Raw genomic sequence first — 12,346 nt, forward strand, 5'->3', positions numbered from 1 at the left:
CTGCTGTCGGCCACCAGGCTCGACGCGCAGCAGGCACGCTACGTGGCCGTCGCCCGCGCCTCGGCGACGCACCTGGCCACGCTCATCACCGACATCCTCGACCTGTCGCGCATCGAGGGCGGCGCGCTCGCGCTCGAGCGGGCGCTCTTCGACCTGCCCGACCTCGTGGAGAGCTCGCTCGACGCGGTGGCCTCCGATGCCGCCACCAAGCACCTGCGCCTGTCATGCACCGTCACGCAGGATGTGCCGACCTGGGTCATCGGCGATCCCGGTCGCCTGCGGCAGGTGCTCGTGAACCTGCTGGTCAATGCCGTCAAGTTCACCGAGCGGGGCGAGGTGCACGTGCAGGCCTCGGCGCAGGTCGACCTGCACACGCGCAAGGCAGTCGTGCGCCTCGAGGTGCACGACACCGGCGTGGGGATGACGCCCGAGCTGGTCGAGCGCCTCTTCCTGCCGTTCACGCCCGGCGACGCCTCGAACACCCGTCGCCACAGCGGCACGGGCCTCGGCCTGACGATCTGCAAGCGACTCGTCGATGCCATGGACGGCACGATTGCCGTCCGCAGCGTGGAGCGGGCGGGCGCCACCTTCACGGTCACCGTGCCCATCGAGGTCGCCGACGCGGCCATGGTCGAGACGCAGCGCCAGGGCGACATGCCGCTGCGCGTCCTCGCCGTCGTGCCCGACGCCGAGGAGCGCCGCGCAATCGAACGGATGCTCGAGGGATGGCGCTTCGATGTGGCGGCGGTCGGCGACTGCGAGGCCGCCCTCGGGCACGTGCAGGCGACCACGCCGAGCCGCTGGCGGTTTGGCGTCGTGCTGCTCGACGTCGACGCGCCCGGCGCGACGGCGTTCGCGGCGCGGCTGCGGGAGATGACGCCGCAGCCGGGGCTGGTGTGGGTCACGCCCGAGGATGGCCGCGTGCCGCCGGGCATCACGGGCGTGCGCGAGCAGATCGTGCGGCCGGTGAAGGGCTCGGCCCTGTTCGACGCCATCATGCAGGCCGTGGTCGGGGCCGGTCCGCAGCCGGACGGCCAGAAGCCGCTGGCCTGGAGCCGTCCCCTGCGCGTCCTGGTGGCCGAGGATCACGACATCAACCAGATGGTCGTGCGCGAGCTGCTCGTCGCCATGGGCTGCGAGGTCGATCTGGTGGCCAACGGCGCGGAGGCACTGGCCGCCGCCATCGCGCGGCCCCACGACGCGATCCTCATGGACTGCCAGATGCCCGTGCTCGACGGGCTCGAGGCGACGCGTCGGATCCGCCAGGCCGAGGCCGAGGGCCGCGTGTCGCCCTCGCCGCGCATCATCGCGCTCACCGCCAATGCCACGGCCGACGATCGCCAGGCCTGCCTCGAGGCCGGCATGGACGCCTACCTGACCAAGCCGGTGCGCGGCACGGTGCTCCAGCGCACGCTCCAGCGGCTCATGGGCGGCGATCCCGCGGGCCTCGACGATGAGGCCGATGGGAGCGTGGCGGCGCCGATGGGGCCGGCCGCCCCCGCGCCGTCTGCCAGCGAGCCCGTGGCCGAGGCGCCGCTCGGCGAGGCGCCCGATGCCGAGGACATCCTGGACCCGGCCGAGGTGCTGCTGCGCTGCAACCACAACGGCGATCTCGGCGCGCGCATGCTCCAGCTCTTCGCCGAGTCGTTGCCCGCCGAACTCGAGGCGCTCGAGGCGGCCGCCGCGGCCAACGACACCGAGGCGATGGCGCGCATCGCGCACAAGATGCGCGGCGCGGCCGCCACGCTTGCGGCGGTGCGGCTCGCCGGCGCCATCAGCGGCGTCGAGCTCTTCCTCAAGTACGGCGATGGCGGCCCGCTGTCGGACCTGCTGGCCGACGTGCGTCACGAGAGCGCGCTGTTCCTCGGCGTCGTCCCGCAGATCGCCCGTCGCCTCACCGAGGGCATCGGGCGCGGCGAGGCCCGGAAGTAGCCATGCGCGCGATGGCACTGCTGGCGGCGGGGCTCGCGCTCGCCTGTGCGGCCTTGCCGCTCGGCGCCGCCGGACGCGTCACCGAGGCGCAGCGGCGCGTGCGCGCCGTGACCCGTGTCGCCGGCCTGGCCGCCTTCTGGGACTTCGTGCGACGGGACGCGGGCGGGCGCCGCTTCGACGCCCACCAGCCCGTCGGTGCCACCCACGACTACGCCCTCGACGTCGTCAACTACGTGCACGAGTACTGGGGCGAGGGGCGCCCGGCGGTGCCTGACGATGTGCCGACCCTCGGGAGTGGCCCGTTCGGCGATGCCGTCGTGATTCGTGCCGAGAGCGACGCGACGTTCCGGCCGCTGCTGATGGTGCCGCGCACGCGCCTGCACGACACGCCGCTCGACGTGAAGGGGCCGGGGGCGTCCGTGTCGATGCTGGCCTGGGTGATGCGGGAGAGCGGCAACCACGCCATCGCCGGCATCTGGCACGAGGGGACCGATCTCGCGGAGGCGTCCGGCGCGCGTCGCGTCGAGCGTGGCATGCGGCAGTACGCGTTGTTTGCCGGCCTGGCGGCCAACGAGGGCGCATCTGCCGTGCACGTCTCGGAGAACGGCGCCTCGTCGTTCGGCGATCGCTACGCGCGCAACCTGGCGAGCACGGTCGCGGTCATGCCGGCCATCCGCCTCGGTCCAGCTGGCCCCCCGCGCGGCGTCCGCTGGTCGGTGATGGCGTTCACCTTCGACAACGCGCGCGACGAAGTGACGGCCTACCTCGATGGCGTCGCCGCGTCGTACTGGATCGAACGGCCCGACAGCCACCCGTTCTTCAAGTGGCCGGCGCAGGGCTGGCGACAGGCGGAGTGGCAGCGCCAGCCCGGCCTGCAGCCGGGTGAGGACCCCGCGTTCCCGAAGGCGCAGTGGTACACGCCCCCCGAGGGCACGCCCCGCAGCCGGGTCGTCCTCGACGAGCGCCCGGACACGCGCATCGAGGTGCACGAATACGACTACACGCGTGTGCGCGTCACCTATGCGCGCCAGCCCGACGGGACACCGGGCGCCATCATCCGCCGCGACCTCCTGGCGCTGCGTGCCAACCCCTTCTGGTTCGGCCACGACCTCTACGCGCCGGCCTCGCCCGACCTCGGCGGGCCGTTCACCGTCGGACGGGTCATCCATTCGTCGCGCGGTGTCGGCTTCACGGGAGCCATCGGCGGCATCGCCGTGTGGCGACGGGCGTTGCGCCCCGATGAGGTGTCGGCGCTGTCGGCCGTGGCGGCCGGTCCATCGCTGCGCCGGCCGGGGGCCTGACCGGCTCAGCCAGGTCCCAGGGGCGACTCCCGAGATTGACGCGCCCACGACAGTCCGATAGCGTGGCCCCGTCATGACCGACGCCTCACCTGTGGTCGAGGTGCTCGGCGCAGCATGGTGTGCCGACACCGCCCGCACCCAACGGTGCCTGCGCCGGCTGCGCGTGCCGTTCCGAGCCATCGATGTCGACGATCACCTCGACGCGCTGAAGGCCGTGGTCGAGGCCACGGGCGGCGCGCGTCGCACCCCCGTGGTCCGGATCGGCAGCCAGGTGCTGATCGAACCGACCAATGCCGCCCTCGCCCATGCCCTCGAGGGCGCCGGCCTGCTCGCGGCCTCCACGGTGCACGCCTTCGAGCACGGCCAGAACGTCGGCGACCTCGAGCGCCTCCTCCGCGTGGCGGGCGCCGGCCTGGCGCTGGCCGCCACGCGTGGCCTGCCCTGGCCCGCGCGCGTGCCGTTGCGCGTGGCCGCCGTCGGTCTTGCCCTCACCGGTGCGGTCGGCTGGTGCCCGGTCTACGATGCGCAGGGCGTGACGTCGGTGGGTGGTCCCGGCGATCACCCTGACGAGGCGGAGCGCGAGCCGTGGTACGCGCCCCTGCGTGCCCCCGCCACGACCCTGGAGTCCCGACCGTGAGCCTTCTCGACCCGTCCCTTCGCGCGATCCTCAATGCGACCCACGGCGATCCGTTCGCCGTGCTCGGGCCCCACGTGGAGGGCGGGCGGCTCGTCATCCGCACCTTCCTGCCGCGGGCAGAGGCGGTGGCCGTGCGCCTCGCGTCGACGCCCGACGTGGCGCACGCGATGAGCGTTCGCCATCCCGACGGCCTCTTCGAGGTGGCCCTCGACGGCCAGGCGACACTCGCGCCGTACGTGCTCGAGGTCACCACGCGCGACAGCGGCGACGTGGCGCAGATCGAGGATCCGTATCGCTTCGGCCTCCTCCTCGGCGACCTCGACCTGTACCTGCTCGGCGAGGGCCGCCACCAGCAGCTGCACCGGACGCTCGGCGCGCATCCGACGACCCTCGGCCACGTCGCGGGCACGCGGTTCGCGGTGTGGGCGCCCAACGCGCGGCGCGTGAGTGTGGTCGGCGACTGGAACGGCTGGGACGGGCGCGTGCATCCCATGCGACAACGGCTGCCGCAGGGCGTGTGGGAGCTCTTCGTGCCCGGCGTCGCCGCCGGCGCGCACTACAAGTTCGAGATCGCACCCGCGTCGGGCGGGCCGCCCTTCCTCAAGGCCGACCCCTGTGCCGCCGCGTGCGAGCACCCGCCGGCCACGGCCTCCGTCGTCTGCGACGAGAGCCAGTACGTCTGGTGCGACGGCGAGTGGGTGGCCTCGCGCGCGGTGCGCCGCGAGGCCCTCGACCAGCCGATGGCGATCTACGAGGTGCACCTCGGCTCGTGGGCCCGCAACGCCGACGGCGAGTTCCTCACGTACCAGCAACTGGCCGAGGGACTCATCGCGCACGTCACGCGCCTGGGCTTCACGCACATCGAACTGCTGCCGGTACTGGAGTTCCCGTACGACGGCTCCTGGGGCTACCAGGTCACCGGGTTCTTCGCACCCACGAGCCGCTTCGGCACGCCCGACGACTTCCGGGCCTTCGTCGATGCGCTGCACCAGGCCGGCATCGGCGTCATCCTCGACTGGGTGCCGGGCCACTTCCCGAAGGACGCCCACGGCCTGGCGCGGTTCGACGGCACGGCGCTCTACGAGCACGCCGACCCGCGGCAGGGCGAGCACATGGACTGGGGCACCCTGATCTTCAACTATGGGCGCAACGAGGTCCGCAACTTCCTGATCGCCAGCGCCATCGCCTGGATCGAGGAGTTCCACATCGACGGCCTGCGCGTCGACGCCGTCGCCTCGATGCTGTACCTCGACTACTCGCGCAAGGAAGGCGAGTGGGTGCCCAACCAGTACGGCGGACGCGAGAACCTCGATGCGGTGTCGTTCCTGCAGCAGCTCAACGCCATCGTGCACGAGAAGCATCCCGGCGTGGTCACCATTGCCGAGGAATCGACGGCCTGGCCGGGCGTCAGCCGTCCTGTCCACCTCGGCGGACTCGGATTCACCTACAAGTGGAACATGGGGTGGATGCACGACATCCTGACCTACACGTCCAGGGATGCCATCCACCGCCGCTGGGAGCACACGCACCTGACGTTCTCGATGCTGTATGCCTACAACGAGAACTTCATCCTGCCGTTCTCGCACGACGAGGTGGTGCACGGGAAGCGCCACCTGCTCGACAAGATGCCCGGCGACACCTGGCAGAAGGCCGCCAACCTGCGCGCCCTCTACGGGTACATGTTCACGCACCCGGGCAAGAAGCTCCTGTTCCAGGGGACCGAGTTCGGCCAGTGGCGCGAGTGGAACCACGGCGAGTCGCTGCCCTGGTTCCTGCTCGACCACGCGCCGCACGACGGCATCTTCCGGTTCCTGTGCGACCTCGCGCACCTGTACCGCGCGCAGCCGGCGCTCCACCAGCGCGACTACGATCCCTCGGGCTTCCAGTGGATCGACTGCAACGACAACGAGAACAGCGTCATCTCCTTCATCCGGCGCGCTGCCGACCCGGAGGACTTCGTCGTCGTCGTCATGAACTTCACGCCGGTCCCGCGTGAAGGGTACGTGGTGGGCGTGCCCCGCGCCGGCGGGTACGCCGAGGTCCTCAACTCCGATGCCACGGCCTACGGCGGGAGCAACATGGGCAACGGCGGCTTCGTGAGCACCGTGGACACGCCCGCGCACGGGCACGACCAGTCGCTCGCCGTGACCTTGCCGCCGCTCTCCTGCCTGGTGCTGAAACCCGCGTGACGCCGTGGACGTGCCTCCGGTGCCCGACCGGAGGCGCGTCGCGCGCCGCCCCCCGATCCACGCGTTGGGCCTTCGGGTAGATTGATGGCCATCATGGCGCGCCTCCCGAAGCCTGCCCGCCCCCTCGTCGCCCTCAGCCGTGCATGTGGCGCTGCGCTCGCCGCCTGCGTGCTGCTGTCGCTCCCGCTGCGCGCCCAGGCGCCCGCCCAGCCCTGGTTGGATCCCGATCGGCCCGTCGCCGAGCGCGTCCGCGCGCTGGTCGAGGCGATGACGCTCGAGGAGAAGGTGAGCCAGATGGTGGACCAGGCGCCCGCCATCCCCCGGCTGGGCGTCCCCGCGTACGGGTGGTGGAACGAGGCCCTGCACGGCGTGGCGCGCGCCGGCGTCGCCACGGTGTTCCCCCAGGCGATCGCGCTCGCCGCGACCTTCGACGATGGGCTGATGCACCGGGTGGCGACGGCGATCAGCGACGAGGCGCGCGCCAAGCACCACGAGGCGCTCAGGCAGGGGCAGCACGGGCGCTACCAGGGGCTCACGTTCTTCTCGCCCAACATCAACATCTTCCGCGACCCGCGCTGGGGCCGCGGCCACGAGACGTATGGCGAAGACCCGCTGCTGACCGGACGCATGGCCGTCGCGTTCATCCGCGGCCTGCAGGGCGACGACCCGACCTACCTCAAGACGATCGCCACGGCCAAGCACTACGCCGTGCACAGCGGGCCCGAGATCACGCGCCACGAGTTCGACGCCAGGCCCAGCGCACGCGACCTGGCCGACACCTACCTGCCGCACTTCGAGCGCGCCGTGCGCGAGGGGCGCGTGATGTCGGTGATGAGCGCGTACAACGCGGTCGATGGCGTGCCGGTCAGCGCCAGTCGCCGGCTGCTCGACGACCTGCTGCGCACGCGCTGGGGCTTCGACGGCTACGTCGTGACCGACTGCGGTGCGATCTACGACATGTGGAAGACGCACCACTTCTCGAAGGACGGCACGCAGGCGTCGGCGCAGGCCGTGAAGGCCGGCACCGACCTCGAGTGCGGATCCGACTTCCGGCGGCTCGGGCGCGCCGTGAAGGCCGGGCTCATCGCCACGGCCGACATCGACCGTGCCGTCACGCGCCTGTTCACCGCGCGCATGCGGCTCGGCATGTTCGACCCGCCGTCGCGCGTCGCCTGGGCGCGCATTCCGTACAACGTGAACGACTCGCCGGCGCACCGGGCGCTCAACCGCGAGGTCGCCCGGAAGACGATCGTGCTGCTCGAGAACGACGGCGTGCTGCCGATCGCCGCGTCGGTCAGGCGTCTGGCGGTGATCGGCCCGACAGCCGACGACCTCGACGCGCTCGTCGGCAACTACAACGGCACGCCCTCGGCGCCCATCACCATCGTGCAGGGCCTGCGCGCGGCAGCCGCGGCACGCGGCATCACGGTGACGGCCACGCCCGGCAGTGGTGTGACGCGCGGCACGCCTGAAGCGAGGCAGCGCGCCGTCGAACTGTCGCGCGCCAGCGACCTGGTCGTGCTCGTGCTCGGCCTGACGCCCAAGCAGGAGGGCGAGGAGGGCGAGGACAAGAGCAACCCTGGCGGGGATCGGCCGTCGATCGAGTTGCCCGCGACGCAGCTGGCGCTGTTCGACGCGGTGCAGGCCACGGGCACGCGCGTCGTGGTGGTGCTCACCGGCGGCAGCGCGCAGGCCATCCCCACGGTGAAGGCGCGGGCCAACGCCATCCTCGCCGCGTGGTATCCGGGTGGGGAAGGCGGCGGGGCCGTCGCCGACGTGCTCTTCGGCGACGCCAATCCCGGCGGGCGCCTGCCGGTGACCTTCTACGCGTCGACGCGGGACCTGCCGCCCTTCGACGACTATGCGATGCGCGGCCGCACGTACCGGTACTTCGAAGGCGAGCCGCTGTGGGCGTTCGGGCACGGCCGCAGCTACACGACGTTCACGTACGCGGACCTGCGCATCGACCGCGCCGCCGGCGGACGCGTGGCGTCGGTCACGGTCGCCAACACGGGCGCGCGTGCCGGCGACGAGGTGGTCATGGCCTTCGTCACGCACGACCCGCCGGGGCCGAACGCGCCCCGCCGTACGCTGGCGGGCTTCCGCCGCGTCACGCTCGAACCGGGGCAGTCGTCGCGCGTCGACGTGCCACTCGACGCTGCCGCGCTCGACGTGGTCGACGAGGCTGGCGCGCGTCAGCCGGTCCGAGGCCCAGTCACCGTGCGCGTCGGGACAGCGACGGTCGCGCTGCGCTGAAGCCGTCGCGCCGGTCCGGTCCGTCGACGCAACTCGGCGATGTCACGCCTCCGTCGCACGCCAACGCCACCCATGGGGCCATCGGCGTCGTGATGGCGCTCCTGTTGTGGTTCGGCAGGACCGTGATGGTGGTGCATCGCAACGAGAGATATCCGGCGTGCCGCATGACCTGGATCGGATCACCCAAGGAACAGATTGACGAACGTACTGCGAGTGCGTTTGCATCTATCCAGCCGACCGCCGCGCACCTTCGCGCGGACGGCCAGCCAGCGGTGCCCGCGAGGGTGCCTTCATCATCTGGGTTGCAGAGGGAGCGAGTGCACATGAGCCTGCGCGATACGTACGCGGCCGCCATTCACGTGGCCAAGACCGTCGGGATGCAAGGATCGGCCGAGGAGAAGGACGGCAAGCTGGTGTTCCACGGCACGGTCACGTCCGAGGATGCCAAGAACCAGATCTGGACCGCCCTGAAGTCGGTGCCCTCGTGGCAGAACGACCTCCACGCCGTGATCGACGTGGTGGCGCCCCCGTCCATCGAGTACACCGTGCAGCCGGGCGACTCGCTCAGCAAGATCGCCAAGGCTCACCTCGGCGACGCCAACGCGTACATGAAGATCTTCGAGGCCAACAAGGACAAGCTCTCCGATCCGGACAAGATCCAGGTCGGCCAGGTGCTGACGATCCCCACGGCCTAGTCGGCTGCGGTCGGGGCGCCCGGCGCCCCGACCTCCCCTTCCCCCGCCCCCACTCAGGCCGCCCGTCCCCGTCGTGACGCGCACCCGCGCGATCGCGGCCTGTTGTGCCCTGGCCGAGTGCGCCGCAGGTCGCCTGCTGCCTGTAGCCTGTAGCCGACCGCCAGCCGCTACTGCACGGCAGTCCCGTTGACCACGCGCAGGTACGCGCGCCAGGGCCCCACGGCCGTCGAGTACTGCCTGCCGAGCACACGGCTCACCTGCATCAGGTGATCGAGGTCGTGCGTCACCCACGTGGCGATCAACTGGCCCAGCGTCACCGCACCAAGCGCCGGATGCAGGCCGGGCCTGTCGAGGTCCGAATCAGACAGCGGGAGACCTGCCAGGTCGTCGAGGCTCGCGGCGCGCAGCGTGGCGAACTCGTCGAGCAGGTCGGCGATTGGTCGTCCTCGCGACGCGTCGGCATGGCCCTCGCGATCGAAGGGCGGAAACGGCAGGTTGGCGCCGTGCGCCAGCAGGTGATGCACGCGCGGCATCCAGTCGGTGCGTTCGCCGTGCGACAGGTGGGCCACGATGTCGTGCGGCGACCACGTGCCTGGGCCTTCGTTCGCCGTGACGAGCGAGTCGGGCAGGTCGCGCAGCAGTGCATCGAGCACCCACGGCGTGCGCGCCAGCAGTCGCCTGGCGTCGTCCAGCGTGAGTGCGCGGTCGAAGGTGACGGCGTCGGGCGGCGTGTCCATGGCAGGTGACCTCGGCCTCACGAAGGCGTGGCGACGATGGCGGCGAGCATGTGGGGACGACGGTCGCCGAGGAGCGGCGCCAGGCGCGCGAGCAGGCGTGGCCAGTCGTGCGCGGCGATCTCGCCAGCCGACAGGCGTCGTGCCGTGAGGGGGCGTCGCGCGAAGGCGGCCGCCCAGTCGGGGCGCGGGCGACCGGTGCCGTCGAGGGCCACCACCTCGAACTGCGGCCCCTCCTTGTAGATCGCCACCAGGCCTGGGCCGTGCGGGCCGGGCAGCGTGACCGCGAGGCGACCGGCGCGGCCCTTCGGGTCCTCCTCGAAGTGGGCGAGCACACCCTCGACGAGTGCGTGCCCCGATGCGAAGAAGTCCTTCGTCTCGTCCTCGACGGCGTGCTCGCGATCGAACGTGCCCTTGAACGTGGAGCCTCCCGGCACGCCCGGCAGACTGTCGACGAGGGCCTCGTTGCCGAAGTCGACGACGTAGGCGCGCGGGCCGCGTGCGTGTTCGACGCGGAAGCCGAGGCGCGAGGCGGCGTTGACGACCACCTGCTCCATCAGGGCGTCGAGGTCGACGGGGACGCGCGCGAGGAGGGCCGGCGCCAGGTCGGCGCGGAACGGCTCGCGGTGCATCTGTCGGTACACGGCATCGTGGATGCGCGTGCGCGCCGCCTGCGCCTCGCCGAGGAGCCGGTCCACGTCCTCGTCGGTGAGCGCCGCATCGGGCGCAAGGGCGAGCGTGTCGAGCGCGGTCTCCACGTGGGCCAGTTGTGGCTCCACGCCGGCGATGGGCTCGCGGAACAGGCCCAGGCGCTCGTACAGGCGCACCACGCTCGCGCCGAGGCCCTCGTCCGGCCGGAAGTAGACGATCTCGACGGGGATGCGCCTGCCGATGCGGTCGAGCCTGCCGATGCGTTGCTCGACCGTGGAGGGCTTCCACGGCAGGTCGTACAGCACCAGTCGGTCGCAGAACTCGAAGTTGCGGCCCTCGCCGCCGGACTCGGTGGAGATCAGCAGGCTGGGGCCGTCGCCGGCGCGGAAGCGCGCGACCTCGAGGTCGCGTCGTGCGGCCGAGAGCTCCTCGTGGAAGAGGCCCGTGGCCAGCGCGGCCCTGGCGCTGCAGGCATCGCGCAGCATGTCGAGCGACTCGCGGTGCGCGACGAACACGAGCGTCTTCTGGCCGGCATCGCGCCAGGCAGGCGCCTGCGCGATCAGCCACGCGAGCCGTGGGTCGACGCGGTCGCCGGCCTCGGCCTGCGCGCGGAGGTCGGTGTTGGTCAGGCCCTGAGCCGCCCTCAGTGCGGCGCCGGAGGCCAGGGCTCGTCGCACGCGGTCGAGCGCGCGCTTCCTGGCGAGCGCGTCGCGAGCGGCGTCGGCCACCAGAGGAGCGGTGGGCACCCACCACGCCGGCACGTCGATGGGCCGGGGGGCCCGTGGCGGCAGGCCGCCGATGTCCACGCGTCGCGTCGCGCTGGTACACGGCGGCAGCGGCGTGCCCGACGCGAGGCGCGCGTCGACGTCGAGCGGTTCGGGAAACTCGTCGGGCCGCAGCAGTTGCAACAGCCGGAAGAACCCGTGCGCATCGTCTTCGAGCGGCGTCGCGCTCAGCAGCAGGACATGTCGCCCGAGCGCGGCGATCGGGGCGACGGCGCGATAGCCGGGTTCACCCGGGTGCCCCGGCGGCCGGCGCAGGCGCTGCGCCTCGTCCACGACCAGCAGATCAATCCCGGCGGCTGCGGCCTGTTTCGCGAGGTCGGGCCGTTCGACCAGCAGCTCGAGGGCGATGACGGCGCGGCGATGCACGTCGAACGGATTGAAACCCGCGCCGAAGTCGCGCGCGACGTCGGCCAGGCGCGCCTCGTCGAGCAGCGTGAACACCTGGTGGTACTTGCGCCACAACTCACCGAGCCACTGCACCGTGAGCGCGTCGGGCGCCACGACGACGCAGCGCTCGATCCGCTGCGTGTGCAGCAGGCGGTTCATGATCAGGGCGGCCTCGATCGTCTTGCCGAGGCCCACTTCGTCGGCCAGCAGCCAGCGCACGGGCAGCCGCGCGGTGGCGCGCTCGGCGACGTGCAACTGGTGCGGGAACAGGCGGACGCGTCCGCCGAGGAACGAGCCGAGTCCGCCGGCCTCGCGCGTGGCGAGCAGGTGCAGCACGTCGAGCCGCGTCAGGACGTCTTCGGTCTCGTCGATGTCGCCGGCGAGCAGGCGCTCGAGCGGTGAACGGTCGCGGACGGGGATGACGGCGGCTGCGGGCACCAGCGCGTCGCTGTGGGCCGCGAGGCGGAGCGTGGTCTGGCCATCGGGAAAGTGAACGACCAGCACGCGGCCTTCGATGGCGGTGACGCGTCCGGTGCCGAGGTCGGCGTTGAAGCGATGGGTCAGGTGGTCCCCGACCGACCAGGCGTACATTGGCAGAATTGTAGACAAACGCCGAACTTCGAACGCCGACCGCCGACCGCCGCGCGTCGACCGCCGGACGCCGGACGCCGGACGCCGGACGCCGAACGTCGCACGCCGGACGGCGCGCCTCATCGGACGTAGCCGTCGGACTTGTCCGACGGGCAGGGGCACGTCAGGGGAGAGCAAGCACCGCACGC

8 protein-coding genes are annotated in these 12,346 nt (G+C 72.0%); 6 read left to right on the forward strand and 2 right to left on the reverse strand.

Annotated elements, in window-relative coordinates:
* The 6 genes from ACIRDX_RS15765 to ACIRDX_RS15790 form a co-directional block, all read left to right on the forward strand.
* Positions 1 to 1,932, forward strand: a 1,932-nt coding sequence (locus ACIRDX_RS15765) for a response regulator (protein ID WP_396626391.1), incomplete at its 5' end; no start/stop codon positions are given.
* A gap of 2 nt (positions 1,933 to 1,934) precedes the next feature.
* Complete coding sequence (locus ACIRDX_RS15770) at positions 1,935 to 3,233, forward strand: hypothetical protein (RefSeq protein WP_396626392.1); 1,299 nt, start codon at positions 1,935 to 1,937, stop codon at positions 3,231 to 3,233.
* Between the two features lie 73 nt (positions 3,234 to 3,306).
* The gene (locus tag ACIRDX_RS15775) at positions 3,307 to 3,870 is read left to right on the forward strand and encodes a YgaP-like transmembrane domain (RefSeq protein WP_396626393.1); all 564 of its coding nucleotides are present in this window, start codon (positions 3,307 to 3,309) and stop codon (positions 3,868 to 3,870) included.
* Positions 3,867 to 6,059, forward strand: coding sequence for a 1,4-alpha-glucan branching protein GlgB (gene glgB, locus ACIRDX_RS15780; RefSeq protein ID WP_396626394.1), 2,193 nt, complete (start codon positions 3,867 to 3,869; stop codon positions 6,057 to 6,059). Before ACIRDX_RS15775 ends, glgB begins: the two co-directional genes overlap by 4 nt.
* A gap of 93 nt (positions 6,060 to 6,152) precedes the next feature.
* Complete coding sequence (locus ACIRDX_RS15785; RefSeq protein WP_396626395.1) at positions 6,153 to 8,315, forward strand: glycoside hydrolase family 3 C-terminal domain-containing protein; 2,163 nt, start codon at positions 6,153 to 6,155, stop codon at positions 8,313 to 8,315.
* A gap of 323 nt (positions 8,316 to 8,638) precedes the next feature.
* Positions 8,639 to 9,010 (forward strand): LysM peptidoglycan-binding domain-containing protein, encoded by a 372-nt coding sequence (locus ACIRDX_RS15790; RefSeq protein WP_396626396.1) that lies wholly within the window; start codon positions 8,639 to 8,641, stop codon positions 9,008 to 9,010.
* A gap of 167 nt (positions 9,011 to 9,177) precedes the next feature.
* Here the strand turns inward: ACIRDX_RS15790 and ACIRDX_RS15795 are convergent, their stop codons facing one another.
* Complete coding sequence (locus ACIRDX_RS15795; RefSeq protein WP_396626397.1) at positions 9,178 to 9,747, reverse strand: DinB family protein; 570 nt, start codon at positions 9,745 to 9,747, stop codon at positions 9,178 to 9,180.
* A gap of 17 nt (positions 9,748 to 9,764) precedes the next feature.
* A complete protein-coding gene (locus ACIRDX_RS15800) occupies positions 9,765 to 12,158 on the reverse strand; it encodes a helicase-related protein (protein WP_396626398.1) in 2,394 nt (797 codons plus the stop codon).
* Positions 12,159 to 12,346 lie beyond the last annotated feature (188 nt).

This window comes from Luteitalea sp., assembly GCF_044337415.1.
Lineage (GTDB): Bacteria > Acidobacteriota > Vicinamibacteria > Vicinamibacterales > Vicinamibacteraceae > Luteitalea.